We start from the raw sequence: 14,195 nt of genomic DNA, 5'->3' as shown, positions 1-14,195 counted from the left end.
CGGTCACCGCGGCCCCGGCCGGAGGGGTGTGGGTGGCGAAGCCCCCATGACGCGCGGCGAAGCCGCGCAAGAACAACGATGGCGAGGTTGGTTCGCGGTGTTCGCGAACGTGCCTCGCCGTCGTCATCGTGCGCCGCCGCTCGAACCCCGCGGACCTCACGGCTTACGGTCAGCGGGGTGTGGGGGTGCGGGTGGCGAAGCCCCCGCAACGCGCGGCGAAGTGGTCCAAAGACAACGATGGCGAGGAGGTTCGCGGTGTTCGCGAACATGCCTCGCCATCGCCATCGTGCGCCGCCAGGGACTCGAACCCCGGACCCGCTGATTAAGAGTCAGCTGCTCTAACCAACTGAGCTAGCGGCGCCTGCTGGCAGCGAGAACTCTACCGGACCCCGGAGCGTGCTCCGGACCGCCGGTCACCGGGGCGAGGCCCGCGCGACGCGCGCCGTACATCATTCGGACCGTCAGCATGCGCGTCGGGACGACAGTTGACAAACTGACCAATGTGCACAGACACGAACATTTCAACACGGAATGTGAGAGGGGTCTCATGGCGGCTCCGGTCTTCGAGGAATTCGATCCTGCGAGCGACTGCGACTGCCCCGGATGCGCTCACTGGCGGCAGGTGAGCCCGCGCTCACTGCCGGGCCGGTTCGGCGGTCACCCGGCCGCCCGCCATGCCCTGGTCGTGGCCGCCGCCACGTCCGCCGCCCTCGGAGCGGGCCACACGGGCACCGCCCTGGCGGCCGCCCCGCTCGCCTCTCACCGCCCGGCCGTCCCGGTGGACCCCGAGCCCGACACCCCTCAGGGCACCAAGGCCCCGCTGCACGGCGTCGGCGGCAAGCCCGGCACCCCGGCCACGCTGCCCGCGACCACCCGCGCGGAGATCATCAACCGGGCCAAGACCTGGATCACCGCCAAGGTGCCGTACAGCGTGTCCAAGTACTGGTCCGACGGGTACCGGCAGGACTGCTCGGGCTTCGTCTCGATGGCCTGGGGCCTGCCCGGCAACGAGTGGACGGGGAGCCTCGGTCAGTTCGGCGTGAAGATCAAGAAGGTGGACCTCCAACCGGGCGACATGCTCCTCTTCCACAACACCGCCGACCCGCAGAAGGGCTCGCACGTCGTCATCTTCGGCGGCTGGACCGACTACACGCACACCTACTACACCGCCTACGAGCAGACACCCCCGAAGGCACGGAAGCTGGCCACCCCTTACGCCTACTGGAGCCACTCCAGCAAGTACGTCCCCTACCGCTACAAGGGCGTGACGTCCGGCACCGCGGGTGCGCAGTCCGGCACGGGCACCAAGGCCGGCCCGTTCCCGGGTGCCTCGTACTTCGGTCCGGGGGCCAACAACAAGTACGTCACCCAGTTCGGTGAGATGCTCGTCGCGCGCGGTGCCGGGTCGTACTACACGCAGGGTCCCGGACCGCGCTGGTCGGAAGCGGACCGGCGGGCGACCCAGGCGTTCCAGAAGGCGCAGGGCTGGAGCGGCGCGGCCGCGGACGGACTGCCGGGGCCACGTACCTGGGAGCTGCTGGCCACCGGCAAGGGCAAGTCGATCCCGAAGGTGGGCGCACCCTCCTCGAACGGCGTCCCGGGCTACCCCGGCAAGAACATGTTCCGACCGGGCGCGGTCAACGACTACGTCAACCAGCTCGGCAAGCAGCTGGTGAAGAAGGGGTACGGCCGCTACTACACCACCGGTCCCGGACCGCGCTGGGGCGAGGCGGACCGGCGGGCCGTCGAGGCCTTCCAGCGCGCCCAGGGCTGGCGCGGTGGCGCGGCGGACGGCTATCCCGGTCCCGAGACCTGGCGGCGGCTGTTCTCCTGACCCGATTTCCTGACACATCTGGCGCGGAGGCTGGAGGCAGGTATGAGCACGACCACTTCACATATGCCCGAGTCCGAGGGGCCCACGGACGGCGGACCGGTGCGGCCCGCCCGGCTCATCCACAACGAGGTGACCACTGAGATCCCCGTCCATCTGCTGTTCCGCGACGACCCCGCCCCGGTGTCGGTGCCGCTCAAGCCGGCCGTGGTGGCGCGTCGACAGGGCACCGGGGAACAGCCGCGGCTGCGACGCCCCGCCCCGGTGCAGGCCCGGCCGGCCGCCGAGGTGGACCCCGAACTGGTGGAGCGGCCGGCGCGCGTGCTGCCCGGCGCGGCGGGCGTGCTCGCCGGAGTGAGCGGGGTTGCCGGGTGCCTGGCCACCTCGTGGTGGGCGGGAGTGCTGCCGCCGCTCGCGGTGGAGGCGATGCGCCTGCCGGCGACCGCGGGCGCCGGTCCGGGCCCGGCCCAGTGGGCGGCGTACGCCGGAGCCGGGGCGCTCGGCCTGTTCGGCTTCGGCGGACTGGCGCGCGGCGCGACCGGGCGGGCCTGGGTGCTCGGCCTGTTCGGCCGCTACCGGGGCACGGTCCGCCGCACCGGCCTGATGTGGGTCAACCCGCTGGTGCTGCGCCGCAGGGTCGACGTACGGCTGCGGCACTGGCGCAGCGAGCCGATGCCGGCGGCCGACGGCAATGGAGTCGCACTGCGGGTCGTGGTGCTCGTGGTGTGGCGGGTGCGGGACACGGCGCGGGCCGTGCTCGGGGTCGAGGACCACGAGAGGTATCTGCGCGAGTGCGTGGAGGCGGCGCTGGCCAGGGTGCCGGTGGAGATGCCGGGTGTGACACGGGGTTCGGCGCGGGCGGCACAGGATGCGCTGACCCGGCTGGTGGCGGTGGAGGCCGGGGCGGTCGGGCTCGAGGTGTTCTCGGTGCAGCCGGTCCGGGTGGAGTACGCCCCGGAGGTGGCCGCCGCGATGCACCGCCGCCGGATCGCCGCGCTCGACGCCCGGCAGCGGGCCAGCATGCTCACCTCGGTCGTGGACTCGGTGGAGGACACGGTGACCCGGCTGACGATGCGCGGCCTGGTCGAACTCGACGACTACGAGCGCAAGGTGCTGGTGCGGGACCTGACGGTCGCGTTCTGCTCGGGGAGGGCGCAGCCGGTGCCGTGAAAGGGGCGTCCATCGGCATGGACACGTCTTTGATATGGACACGGTCAACTAACGGCAATATTCTGGGACTTGGTCTAGACCTGCACAGCTCACTGAACTTCCCCCACGTTCTCCAGGAGCGGCAGCATGCGCACACAGGCCAAGTTGTCCGCCGCCGTGGTGGGTCTGGCCACCGTCGGAGCGTTGGTGCTCTCGTCCGGCGGTGCCAGCGGTCACGGCTACACCGATCTCCCCGTCAGCAGGCAGAAGCTCTGCCAGAACGGCACGGTGACGAACTGCGGTTCCATCCAGTGGGAGCCGCAGAGCGTCGAGGGCCCGAAGGGCTTCCCGGCGGCCGGTCCCGCCGACGGCCAGATCTGCAACGGCGGACACAGTGAGTTCGCCCAGCTCAGCTCGCCGACGGCGCCGTCCGGCGGCGCCTGGCCGACGACGAAGGTGACGGGCGGTCAGGGCTACACGTTCCGCTGGCAGTTCACGGCCATGCACGCGACGACCGACTTCAAGTACTACGTCACCAAGCCGGGCTGGAACCAGAACCACGCACTCGCCCGCTCGGACCTCAACACGACGCCGTTCCTCACGGTGCCGTACAACGGTCAGCGCCCGCCGTCCACGCTCTCGCACAGCGGCACGCTGCCCACCGGCCTCAGCGGCCATCACGTCATTCTCGCGGTCTGGACGATCGCCGACACGGGCAACGCGTTCTACGCCTGCTCCGACGTCACGTTCTGATCCCGGCCCGAGACGGCTCAGCGCGCGCCGGGGCGGCGGTGCCGGCGCGCGTTCCCGCTGATCGCACGCCGTTTTTTCTGAGCTTGGCTTGAGCGACCCGGTGGCACGCAGCGGGTACATACCCGACACGCCGGCCGCCAGGGGACCGGCGCAGCGGTCGGTCTCGGGGGATCTCATGGAAGCTCTGTTCTACGTCATACCCGTGCTCATGATCGCCGCCGCGGGGTACGGCATCTCCAGGGTCCTCGGCCGTTCCCGGCGGATCAGCGCCGCCTGGAACAGCGGGGTCACGGCACCGGGCCGCTGTCTGCGGACGTACACGACGACCAGCGGCGGCGGCGACTCGATGGTGCACACGACGATGCACCACGTCTACGAGTTCATCACCCACGACGGCCGTACCGTCCGCTTCGACGAGGAGAACGGCCCGGCGACCGTGCTCACGGGCGACATCGTCACCGTCCACTACGTGCCGCAGCACCCCGAGCACGCCACGGCGCACCGCCCGGCCCCCGGCAAGCTCGCGGCGGGCACCGGCTGCCTGGTGGGCTGCCTCGGCGTGTTCATCCTGGGCTGCCTGAGCTTCATGATCGCCGCCCATCTGATGATTTCGGCCGTCCAGGAGCGGATGCCGTAGCGCCGGGTGCCGGAGGCCCGGGGGTGTGGGTGGCGGAACCCCCTCGACGCGCGGCGAAGCCGTGCAAGAACAACGATGGCGAGGAGTGATCACTCCTCGCCATCGCTATCGTGCGCCGCCAGGGACTCGAACCCCGGACCCGCTGATTAAGAGTCAGCTGCTCTAACCAACTGAGCTAGCGGCGCATGACTCCCGCCGTCCGCTCTCGCGGTCGGCGACGAAGAAAATACTACCTGGTCCGGACGGGTGCTTCCGACCACGTTTCCGCTCGGGCGGGTCCTAGATCGCGAGCGACAGCAGCACCGGCGCCGCGTTCCGGTTCAGCGCGTCCGCGGCCTGTTTCAGCCGGTGTGCGTGCTCCACCGGGAGCGACAGCGCCAGACAGCCCACCGACGAGCCCGCCGTGATCGGCACCGCCGCGCACACCGTGCCGATCGCGTACTCCTGGAGGTCCAGGACGGGCACCGTCGGCGGCTGCGAGTCCAGGCGGGACAGCAGCAGCTTGTCGCTGGTGATGGTGTGCGAGGTGAGGCGGGCCATCTTGTGCCGGGAGAGGTGGTCGCGCCGGGCGTTGTGGTCGAGCTGGGTCAGCAGGCTCTTGCCGACCGCCGTGGCGTGCGCGGAGTAGCGGAAGTCGACCCACTCGTTGACCGCGGGCATGGCCGGGCCGTCGGCGTACTGGGTGACCTTGACCTCGCCGTCGACGTACCGGCTCAGATAGACCGCGGCGCCCACCGAGTCCCGCAGCCGCACGAGGGTGCGCTGGAGCTTCTCGGTGAGCGCCGCCTCCCGGTCGTGCGCGCAAACGAGACGGCGCAGGGCCTCCCCGGTGACGTACGCGCCGTCGGCGACCTGCTCGACGTACCCCTCACGACGCAGCATGCGCAGCAGGCCGGCCAGCCGCTCGGGGCCGAGGCCGGTGTGGCCGGCCAGCTCGGTGTCGGTGAGACCGGTGGCGTGCTCGGCCACGGTCTCGAGGACGCGCAGGGCGTCCTGTGCCGAGTGGTACGGGACGGTCGGCTCGTGCATCAGCGCCACGGTTGTCCCCCTGCGCTCGCTCTTCGGTCCGCAATCCGGTCGGCGAATTCCCCACCACGATAACGAACAAGACGCCGCAGCGGAGGTGCTGTTGGCGGGATTGCGACCTCCTCAACTGGGGCGCTGACCCGCTGGCATATGCCTGAGTCATGATCCGTCGCCGGGACCTCGGGTGTTCGCCCCTTCACTTCCTGCAGTCACAGGACGGCGCTGAGGAATTCCCGCGTCCGGTCCTGCTCGGGATCACTGAAGATCTTCTCCGGGGAACCCGACTCGATGATCCGGCCCGAGTCGAACATCAGGACCTGGTCGGAGATGTCCCGGGCGAAGTTCATCTCGTGCGTGACGACGAGCATCGTGATGTCCGTGGTGTGCGCGATCTCCCGCAGGAGGTCCAGCACACCTGCCACGAGTTCGGGGTCCAGGGCCGAGGTCACCTCGTCCAGCAGCAGGATCTCCGGCCGCATGGCGAGCGCGCGTGCGATCGCCACGCGCTGCTGCTGACCGCCGGAGAGCTGGGAGGGGTGCGCGTCGACCTTGTCGGAGAGCCCGACGAGATCGAGCAGCTCACGCGCCCGTTCCTCGGCCTCCTCGCGGCCGAGCCCGAGGACGTTGACAGGCGCCTCCGTGATGTTCTGCAGCACCTTCATGTTCGGGAACAGGTTGAACTGCTGGAACACCATCCCGATCTTCCTGCGGACCTCACGCAGGTGCTTCTCGTTCGCCGGCTTCAGATTCCCGTCCGCACCGCGCATGTGGGACAGCGGCTCACCGTTCACCCAGATCACCCCGTCGCTGACGCGCTCCAGCGTCATGAGCAGGCGCAGGATGGTCGTCTTGCCGGAGCCGCTCGGCCCGATCAGCGTCACGTGTTCACCACGCTGCACGCTGAAGTCCAGCCGGTCGAGTACGACGTGGTCGCCGAAGCGCTTGACCACGCGGTCGAAACGCACCAGGTCGGCCGGCGCGTCCGTCGCCGCGGCCGGGGAGGTCGTCTTCTGCAGGGGGTCAGTGGCCAAGGCGCTGCTCCAGCTTTCTCATGAGAAGCGAGGTCGGATAACTTGCCGCCAGGAAGATCAGACCCGCGAGGGTGAACGTCTCGGCGTACGTGAAGTGGTCCGCGCCGTACTCCCGGGCCTGGGCGACCATCTCCGTCACCGTGATGACGGCCAGGAACGGGGTCTCCTTGAACATGGAGATGGCGTAGTTGCCGAGCGCGGGCAGGACATTGCGCACGGCCTGCGGCAGGACCACCGCCTGCCAGGTGCGGCGCGGCGAGAGGGACAGGGCCCGGCAGGCCTCCCACTGGCCCTTCGGGACGGCGTCGATGCCCGCCCGGTAGACCTCCGACAGATAGGCGGCGTAGTGGATGCCGAGCACCGCGATGCCGATGGTCAGCGGCTTGACCGTGTTGAAGAAGGCGTAGGCCCCGACCAGTTGCACCAGCAGCGGCGTGGACCGGACGAACTCGGTGACCGCCCGGACCGGAACGGTGACCAGCCGGGTCGGCACCCGGCCCGCCATGGCGACGAGCAGTCCGAGCACGGCGGCCACCAGTGTGCCGAGGACCGTGGCCAGCAGGGTGGTGAGGAAGCCGTCCCACAGCAGCGGCAGCGAGTCGCGGACGGCGCCCCAGTCCCAGTCGTAGTTCACAGGGCACCTCCCGCCGTCACCTCGGGCTGCGCGGCCTGCTGCGAGGTGCGGCTGCGCAGCAGGCTGCGGGCGGGCGGGCGCTGGCCCAGCCGCGCCTTGGCGTGCCGCTCCAGCGCGTTCATCAGCAGGGTCAGTGCGTAGGCGAGCACGAAGTACAGCACCAGCAGGGTCAGATAGGCCCAGGTGCTCGCGCCCGTACGGTCACGCATCTGCTGGACCACCGTCGTCAGGTCGGCCGCCGAGATCAGCCACAGCAGCGGGGTGCACTTCAGCAGCTGGATCAGCAGGTTGGTGAACGACGGGATCATCTGCGCCCAGGCCTGCGGCAGGATCACCCGGCGCATGCGCTGCGCAGGCGTCATGTTCAGCGCGACGGCCGCCTCCCACTGCGGTTTCGGTACGGCGTTCAGCGCACCGCGTACCACTTCGGAGCCGTAGGCGCCGTAGTTCATGCCGAACGCCACCACGCCGCAGAACAACGGCGACAGCTGGTATCCGGCCAGCAGGGGAAACGCGTAGTAGAGCCAGAACAACTGGACGTACAGCGAGGTGCCGCGGAAGAACTCCACGACGACCCGTGACACCCCCCGCACGAGCACGGTCCTGCTGCGCGCCATGAAACCGAAGACGAACGACAGGGCGAGCGCGACGATCGAACCGAGGACCGTGGCCTCGAGCGTGACGCGCAGCCCCGACCACACCTGGGGCAGGTGGCCGAAGAAATAGGAGTAGAAGTCACCCATGGGCAGCCGCCCCCGTCAGGCCTTGCAGAGGTCGGCGGTCTTCAGGCTCGTCGGCGGAATGGTGTCCTTGCCGAAGCCGTACTGCCCGATGAGCTGCACGTACTGCGCCGGATCCGAGGTGATCCTCTTCAACTGTGCGTTGAAGGCGTCCCGCAGCTCCTCGCTGCCCTTGCGGAAGACGGCGCCGCCCGGGCTGTACTGCTTCTTGCCGTCCACCACCGGGACGAACGAGTCGGTGACCTCCACCTGCGGGTTGGTCTTGGCGAGCCAGCGCAGCGAGATCCCGGTCAGCACGAAGGCGTCGATCCGGCCGCCCTTGACCGCGTCCGCGCCGTCCTGCTGCTTCTGCAGCGTCTTGATGTCGCTCTCGGAGAACCCGGCGGCGGTGGCGTAGCTCTTCTCGACCGCGCCCGCCAGCACTCCGACGGTGGCTCCGGCCTTCTTCGCCGACGCCAGGTCGGTCAGGTTCTTCGGGTTGCCCTTCTTGACCATCATCGCGGTGGGCGAGATGAACTCGGGCTCCGAGAACAGCGCCTTCTCGCACCGCTCCGGGATGATGGCCATGCCGGCGCTGATCACGTCGTACTTGCCGGCCTGCAGACCGGGTATCAGGCCGTCGAACTCGGCGAACGTCGGGCGCAGTTCGTCGACGCCCAGGGCCTTGAAGATCGTCTGGTGCAGGGTGGGCGCCTCGCCCTCGAGCTTCCCGTTCTCCTCGTAGCCGTAGGGTGCCTCGTTCGCGTAGGCCACCCTCACAAAGCCCTGCTTCTTGAGCTGGTCCAGCTTCGAGGCCCCGCCGTCGCCGCTGGCCGTCTTGCTGCAGGCGGTCAGGAGTCCGGGGACGGTGAGCAGTCCGCCGACAGCGGCGCCTCTGGTGAGGAAGCCGCGGCGGGACAGGTTCGGAAACTCGGACATGGGTACTCAAACCTCCAGAAGAGCCTTGCCGGAGCAGGCCGTAGACCAGTGGTGGCGCCTGCCCGATCTCCCTGGGCTATGCGGACCCGCCTGGGGACGTGATGGAACCGTGCCCGCGTCGAGACTGTTTCGTTGCCGATCGGTCAGTGCTGGGGCGGCTGTTCCGAAATGCCCGCGGCGGGTCAGCGGCCGGGCACGTAACCGCGCTGCTTGTCCACCACGTTCAGCAGGGTCCGGCCGGCCGCCCAGCGCTCGTACAGCTCCACGAACTGCGCGCCCAGTTCGTCCCACCGGTTCACCGTGTCACCGGCCATGTGAGGGGAGACGACCAGACCGGGCAGCCCCCACAGCGGGCTGCCGGCGGGGAGCGGTTCGGCGGCGAACACGTCCAGGGCGGCGCCGGCGATCCAGCGCTTGGCCAGCGCCTCGGCGAGCGCTTCCTCGACGACCAGTGCGCCGTGGCCGACGTTGAGGAAGTGCGCCGACGGCTGCATCACACCGAAGCGGCGGGCGTCGAACATGCCATACGTCTGTCTCGTCAGCGGTGCCGCCGCGATCACCCAGTCCGCGCGTGACATCAACCGGTCCAGGTCGGCGGGGCCGTGGATGCCGGTGCGCGGGACGCGCCCGACGACGGCCGGGACCACGTCGAGCGCCTTGAGAGTGCGGGCGATCGTCCGTCCGACCGGCCCGGAGCCGACCACGCACGCGCGCGTCCCGGCCAGCGGCCGCGCCTCACGGTGCCGCCACATCCGCTTGCGCTGGAGGCCGAGGGTCCCCGGCAGATCCTTGGCCAGGGCGAGCACGAGTGAGGCGACGTACTCGGCGACGGGCCGCTCGAAGACCCCGCGGGCGTTGGTCACCACGGTGTCGGAGGCGACCAGTTCGGGACACAGCACATGCTCGACACCCACGCCGGCCGAGTGCACCCAACGCGGCCGCGGCCCGCCACCGGGCCATGCCTCGCGCACCGCGTACGAGGTCCGGTCCCAGACCAGCAGGACGTCGGCGGTCGGCAGCAGCGTCGCGAGGGTGTCCGCCCCCGCGTGTACGACACGAACACGCCCGGTCAGCCGCCCGAGCCGGGGGAGCGGCTCGGCGTCGAGCACGAGGAGCGTCGGGACGGCGGTCATCGGCAAGCCGTTCCTCGGAGCGGGACGGGGGCATCCGACATGCACGGACGGCTCACGCTCGCACTCGGACCGGGGCTCGTCAACAGGGGGCGTCGGACACGTGGGCCGTCACTCGTGGCCGTACCGGGGCTCGTCGGCACGGCGTTCCGTCGGCCGAGCGGGTGACCGCGTGGTCGGTGGGGCGTACGGCGGGTACCCCGGCGGTGGAGCCTTGTCGGGCGAGCAGCAGGAGGGTTGGACATGACCGCACTCGGATTCCTCTACCCGGGCCATGGCGCCGAGGACGACTACCCGCGTGCCGAGCAGCTTCTCGGCAGCGACATCCGGCTGGACGTGGTCCACACGGCCGGCGCGGAGGGGCCGCCCGGCGTGGACGCGCTGCGGGCGACCGGGACGCCCGAGCGGCTCGCGGCCGGCGTGGAAGGTCTGCGGCTGGCGGGCGTAGAGGCGGTGGTGTGGGCGTCCACCGGCGGCAGCTTCGTGTACGGCCCGCAGGGCGCCCACGACCAGGTGCGTGCCCTCGCCGTGACCGCGGGTATGCCGGCCTCCTCGACGTCCTTCGCGTTCGTGCACGCGGCACAGGAGATCGGGGCGCGGCGCGTGGCCGTCGCCGCTACCTACCCGGACGACGTGGCCGGACTCTTCGCCGACTTCCTGCGCGCCGGGGGCGTCGAGGTGACCGGCGTGCACGCTTCCGCAGCCGGCGACCTGGACGAGACCGCGCTGATCGCGCTGGCCCGGCAGGCGGACCGGCCCGACGCCGACGCCGTCCTTATCCCGGACACGGCTCTGCGCACGGTCGCCCACCTGCCCGCCCTGGAGCGCGCCCTGGCCAAGCCGGTCCTCACCGCGAACCAGGTCACGGCGTGGGAGGCCCTGCGCCTCACGGACCGCCGCGTGAACGCCCCGGCCCTGGGCGCCCTGTTCACCCGGGAACCCATCGTCCAGGTGTGAGGAGCAGGCGCGGCGCGAGGCAGACCGAGACATGTGAGCGACCGCCCGGGGACAAAGGGCTCCGGCGACTGGAGCGCACCTCGGGAGCAAAGGCACCGGCCCGGAACAGTGCGCCTGCTCGGAACAACGTGCGTGCTCGGAGCGACCGCCCGCCCGGAACAGTGCGCCCGCCCGCGGCGAGCGTGCCCGGGAATAAACCGGAGACCGCCTCCTGTTGATCGGCGGAGGCAACCGCACGGTCGAGCACAGGAGGCACCAGCGTGTCGGCAGATGAGATCCGGGGTACGACGCACGGCACCGCCCCTGTCCCCCTCTCGGTACTGGACCTCGTGACCGTCGGCGCGGGCAGCACCGCCACCGATGCCCTGCGCACCAGCGTCGAGCTGTCCCGGCTCGCCGAGGCGCGCGGCTTCCACCGGTACTGGGTCGCCGAGCACCACTCCATGCCCGGCGTCGCCTCCTCCTCGCCCGCGGTGATCCTGGCCCACCTCGCCGCCCGCACCGACCGGATCCGGCTCGGCTCGGGCGGCGTCATGCTGCCCAACCACGCGCCCCTCGTCATCGCCGAGCAGTTCGGCACCCTGGAGGCCATGGCGCCGGGCCGTATCGACCTCGGCCTCGGCCGCGCCCCGGGCACCGACGGAGCCACCGCCGCAGCGCTGCGCCGTACCGACACGCTCAACGAGGGCGCCGACGACTTCCCGCAGCAGCTCAGCGAGCTGACCCGGTTCCTGGATGACGACTTCCAGGACGGCCACCCCTACCGGCGCATCCACGCGATCCCCGGACCGGTGCAGGGCTCCTCGCCCGGCGGCGTGCAGTCCCCGCACCGCCCGCCGGTCTGGCTGCTCGGCTCCTCCGGCTTCAGCGCCCGCCTCGCCGCCCTGCTCGGCCTGCCCTTCGCCTTCGCGCACCACTTCTCCGCGCAGAACACGATCCCGGCGCTCGACCTGTACCGGGAGCTGTTCCGGCCGTCCGAGGTGCTCGACAAGCCGTACGCCCTCATCGGCGTCTCCGCCCTCGCCACGGACGACGAGCGGGAGGCGAGCCGGCAGGTGAAGGCGGCCGCGCTGAACATGATCAGGCTCCGCACCGGCCGCCCGGGGCTCTTCCCCGACCCGGACGAGGCCGAGAAGTACGAGTTCAGCCCGATGGAGGAGGACTTCGTCCGCTCCTGGACCGGCAACATCGTGCACGGCACCGCCGACGAGGTCCGCGCCGGACTCGATGCCCTGCAGCAGCGCACCGGCGCCGACGAGCTGATGCTCACCACCCACGCCCACAGCGGTGAACTACGGCTGCGCTCATACGAGTTGATCGCGGACGCCTACGGATTGCCCACCGCGTAGGACCGCTCGCCCAGCAGCTCGGAGATACGATCCGGCGGCACCGGACGGGAGTACAGCCACCCCTGCCCGGTGTCGCAGCCGATGTGCCGCAGCCGGGTCGCCTGCGCCGACGTCTCCACGCACTCGGCGGTGACGGTCAGGCCCAGCCGGTGCGCGAGCTGGATCATCGCCTCGACCACGACCTCGTCGGCCGGGTTCGGACGGTCGCCCGGGTCGTCGTACTGGAAGCCCCGCACGAACGAGCCGTCCAGCTTGAGGACCTTCACCGGCAGCCGGCTCAGATAGGCCAGGTTCGAGTAGCCCGTGCCGAAGTCGTCGATGGCGATGCGCACGCCCATGTCGCTGAGCGCCTGGAGGGCCTGCAGCGGACGGCCCGCCGATCCCATCACCGCGGACTCCGTCAACTCCAGTTGCAGCAGGTGCGGTTCCAGACCCGTCGTGGTCAGGGCCTCGGCCACGTCCGCCACCAGATCGGAGTCCCACACCTGGCGCACCGCCACGTTGACGCTCACGAAGATCGGCGGCTCGCCGGGATGGGCCAGCTGCCAACTGCGGGCCTGGCGGCAGGCGGTGGCCAGCGCCCAGCGGCCGAGGGGCACGATCGAACCGTCCTCCTCCGCCAGTCCGATGAACCGATTCGGCGTCAAGGTGCCGAACTGCGGGTGATGCCAGCGCACCAGCGCCTCGACACCGTGCAGCCTGCCGTCCTCCATACCGACCAACGGCTGGTAGTCCAGGACGAATTCACCCCGGTCGATGGCCGGGCGGAGCGTCGAGGACAGGGCCTGGCGGGTCATGCGGTGCGCGTTGCGCTCCGGGTCGAACAGGGTCCAGCGGGACTTGCCGTCGGCCTTCGCCCAGTACAGCGTGGTGTCGGCCGCCTGCATCAGACCGGTGGCCGTCGTCCCGGCCGCGTGCCGCTCGACCACACCGATCGACGCCGACAGCGACAGCCGCCGGCCCGCCAGGTCGAACGGGGCCTGCAGCGCCTCGAGCGCGGACTCGGCGAGGTCCGCGAGCTGTTCGGTGCCCGTCGAGTCCTCCACGAGCAGCGCGAACTCGTCGCCGCCCAGCCGCGCCACCAGGGGCGCGCCCGACCGCGCGAATCCCGCCTTGTCCGCGACCTGGGTCAGCCGCTCGGCCACGGCCGCCAGCAGCCGGTCGCCGACGCGGTGTCCGAGGGTGTCGTTGACCGCTTTGAAGCCGTCCAGGTCCAGATAGCACAGGCCGACGCGGCCGGTGCTGCCCTGTTCGTACGACTCCGCCTCCAGCGCGGCCGTCAGGCGCTCGAAGAACAGCGTGCGGTTGGGCAGCCGGGTCACCGGGTCGTGCATCTGCAAGTGCCGTAGTCTGGCCTGGAGTTCACGGCGGGCGCTGATGTCGGCGACCGAGAGCAGGACACCGGCCGGCGGCCCCGTCAGCGGCGCGGCCGTGAGCTGCGCCCACACCGAGCGGCCGTCGGTCTGCTTCAGCCGGCGTGTGCAGCGCAGCTTCGCCTGTCGGCCGCGCAGCACCTCGCGGTAGGCGTGCCAGGTGCGGGCGTCGGAGGCCAGGTCGACGAGGTCGGCGGCGAGGCGTCCGGTCAGCTCCGCGGGGTCGGCGCCGAGCAGCGCGCCGAACGCGTCGTTGGCGCTGACGACCAGACCCTCGCCGTCGACGACGGCCATGGCGAGGGGGGCGGTCGCGAAGGCATGGCGATAGACGTGATCACCCTCAGTGACGGCTGACCGGTCGAGGTCTGCCGCGGGCGTCGGCCCTTCGGACGTTCCGCTCACCGCTCGCTCCCGCAGTGCACTCGATCTGTGTCCGTGCCGGAAAGTGTGCCGATCATAGATGCTGGCCCGAAGGCCTTCCAGCCGATGTCCAGTGTCCCCGAAGCAGCGACCGTTCTGACAGATCGTTTCTGCCCGCGCCTGGACGGGTTCTTCAAGCCCTCGACCACTTGTGACGTTCCGTGAGTGATTCGGGATGTCGGCCATTCGAGGACCCATCGCGGTCCTCACCCTTCTGGGGCAGACAAACAGGGCAAACGGTAACGAA

At 70.6% G+C, this 14,195-nt stretch carries 13 protein-coding genes and 2 tRNA genes; 6 read left to right on the top strand and 9 right to left on the bottom strand.

The genetic code is table 11. The features are described 5' to 3' along the window. Positions 1-287: 287 nt before the first annotated feature. Positions 288-361, bottom strand: a tRNA-Lys gene (locus IEZ19_RS15160). Positions 362-547: 186 nt separating this feature from the next. On the opposite strand from IEZ19_RS15160, the gene IEZ19_RS15155 reads away from it, so the two are divergent. The 4 genes from IEZ19_RS15155 (at position 548) to IEZ19_RS15140 (ending at position 4,370) form a co-directional block, all read left to right on the top strand. Next, positions 548-1,834, top strand: a complete 1,287-nt coding sequence (locus IEZ19_RS15155; RefSeq protein ID WP_189311707.1) for a peptidoglycan-binding protein — start codon at positions 548-550, stop codon at positions 1,832-1,834. A 42-nt stretch (positions 1,835-1,876) separates the two neighbouring features. After that, entirely contained in the window at positions 1,877-3,001 is a 1,125-nt protein-coding gene (locus tag IEZ19_RS15150) for an SPFH domain-containing protein (protein ID WP_189311706.1), read from the top strand. A gap of 126 nt (positions 3,002-3,127) precedes the next feature. Continuing rightward, a complete protein-coding gene (locus tag IEZ19_RS15145; protein ID WP_189311705.1) occupies positions 3,128-3,733 on the top strand; it encodes a lytic polysaccharide monooxygenase auxiliary activity family 9 protein in 606 nt (201 codons plus the stop codon). 175 nt (positions 3,734-3,908) lie between these two features. Then, positions 3,909-4,370, top strand: coding sequence for a DUF3592 domain-containing protein (locus IEZ19_RS15140; RefSeq protein ID WP_189311704.1), 462 nt, complete (start codon positions 3,909-3,911; stop codon positions 4,368-4,370). A gap of 111 nt (positions 4,371-4,481) precedes the next feature. Here the strand turns inward: IEZ19_RS15140 and IEZ19_RS15135 are convergent. The 7 genes from IEZ19_RS15135 to IEZ19_RS15105 form a co-directional block, all read right to left on the bottom strand. Beyond that, positions 4,482-4,555: transfer RNA gene (locus tag IEZ19_RS15135), tRNA-Lys, on the bottom strand. Between the two features lie 94 nt (positions 4,556-4,649). Beyond that, positions 4,650-5,408 carry an IclR family transcriptional regulator gene (locus IEZ19_RS15130; protein ID WP_189311703.1) on the bottom strand — a complete coding sequence of 253 codons (759 nt, stop codon included), beginning with the start codon at positions 5,406-5,408 and terminating at the stop codon, positions 4,650-4,652. A gap of 197 nt (positions 5,409-5,605) precedes the next feature. After that, entirely contained in the window at positions 5,606-6,427 is an 822-nt protein-coding gene (ehuA, locus tag IEZ19_RS15125) for an ectoine/hydroxyectoine ABC transporter ATP-binding protein EhuA (RefSeq protein ID WP_189311702.1), read from the bottom strand. Beyond that, the gene (gene ehuD, locus IEZ19_RS15120; RefSeq protein WP_189311701.1) at positions 6,417-7,061 is read right to left on the bottom strand and encodes an ectoine/hydroxyectoine ABC transporter permease subunit EhuD; all 645 of its coding nucleotides are present in this window, start codon (positions 7,059-7,061) and stop codon (positions 6,417-6,419) included. Before ehuD ends, ehuA begins: the two co-directional genes overlap by 11 nt. Next, positions 7,058-7,804, bottom strand: a complete 747-nt coding sequence (gene ehuC / locus IEZ19_RS15115; RefSeq protein ID WP_189311700.1) for an ectoine/hydroxyectoine ABC transporter permease subunit EhuC — start codon at positions 7,802-7,804, stop codon at positions 7,058-7,060. The genes ehuD and ehuC overlap by 4 nt, the downstream gene beginning before the upstream one ends. A gap of 15 nt (positions 7,805-7,819) precedes the next feature. Next, positions 7,820-8,719 (bottom strand): ectoine/hydroxyectoine ABC transporter substrate-binding protein EhuB, encoded by a 900-nt coding sequence (gene ehuB / locus IEZ19_RS15110; RefSeq protein WP_189311699.1) that lies wholly within the window; start codon positions 8,717-8,719, stop codon positions 7,820-7,822. Between the two features lie 182 nt (positions 8,720-8,901). Further along, positions 8,902-9,852 carry a D-2-hydroxyacid dehydrogenase gene (locus tag IEZ19_RS15105; RefSeq protein ID WP_189311698.1) on the bottom strand — a complete coding sequence of 317 codons (951 nt, stop codon included), beginning with the start codon at positions 9,850-9,852 and terminating at the stop codon, positions 8,902-8,904. A 240-nt stretch (positions 9,853-10,092) separates the two neighbouring features. Between IEZ19_RS15105 and IEZ19_RS15100 the strand changes: the two genes are divergently transcribed. Further along, positions 10,093-10,806 (top strand): maleate cis-trans isomerase family protein, encoded by a 714-nt coding sequence (locus IEZ19_RS15100; RefSeq protein WP_189311697.1) that lies wholly within the window; start codon positions 10,093-10,095, stop codon positions 10,804-10,806. A gap of 260 nt (positions 10,807-11,066) precedes the next feature. Continuing rightward, positions 11,067-12,155: an LLM class flavin-dependent oxidoreductase gene (locus IEZ19_RS15095; RefSeq protein ID WP_189311696.1), complete on the top strand. Its 1,089-nt coding sequence runs from the start codon at positions 11,067-11,069 to the stop codon at positions 12,153-12,155. Here the strand turns inward: IEZ19_RS15095 and IEZ19_RS15090 are convergent. After that, entirely contained in the window at positions 12,134-13,930 is a 1,797-nt protein-coding gene (locus IEZ19_RS15090) for a putative bifunctional diguanylate cyclase/phosphodiesterase (protein ID WP_189311695.1), read from the bottom strand. The two genes, IEZ19_RS15095 and IEZ19_RS15090, sit on opposite strands and share 22 nt — an antisense overlap. Between the last annotated feature and the right edge of the window lie 265 nt (positions 13,931-14,195).

The organism is Streptomyces brasiliensis (genome assembly GCF_014647875.1).
Lineage (GTDB): Bacteria > Actinomycetota > Actinomycetes > Streptomycetales > Streptomycetaceae > Streptomyces > Streptomyces brasiliensis.
The sequence above is the reverse complement of the archived record's forward strand: the minus strand, read 5'-3'. Positions and strand labels throughout refer to the sequence as shown.

Excerpts from the sequence above, each read along its gene's own strand:
- ehuC (WP_189311700.1), bottom strand. The coding sequence starts at position 7,804 with ATGGGTGACTTCTACTCCTATTTCTTCGGCCACCTGCCCCAGGTGTGG.
- IEZ19_RS15145 (WP_189311705.1), top strand. The coding sequence starts at position 3,128 with ATGCGCACACAGGCCAAGTTGTCCGCCGCCGTGGTGGGTCTGGCCACC.
- IEZ19_RS15150 (WP_189311706.1), top strand. The coding sequence starts at position 1,877 with ATGAGCACGACCACTTCACATATGCCCGAGTCCGAGGGGCCCACGGAC.
- ehuB (WP_189311699.1), bottom strand. The coding sequence starts at position 8,719 with ATGTCCGAGTTTCCGAACCTGTCCCGCCGCGGCTTCCTCACCAGAGGC.
- IEZ19_RS15155 (WP_189311707.1), top strand. The coding sequence starts at position 548 with ATGGCGGCTCCGGTCTTCGAGGAATTCGATCCTGCGAGCGACTGCGAC.
- IEZ19_RS15100 (WP_189311697.1), top strand. The coding sequence starts at position 10,093 with ATGACCGCACTCGGATTCCTCTACCCGGGCCATGGCGCCGAGGACGAC.
- IEZ19_RS15105 (WP_189311698.1), bottom strand. The coding sequence starts at position 9,852 with ATGACCGCCGTCCCGACGCTCCTCGTGCTCGACGCCGAGCCGCTCCCC.
- IEZ19_RS15140 (WP_189311704.1), top strand. The coding sequence starts at position 3,909 with ATGGAAGCTCTGTTCTACGTCATACCCGTGCTCATGATCGCCGCCGCG.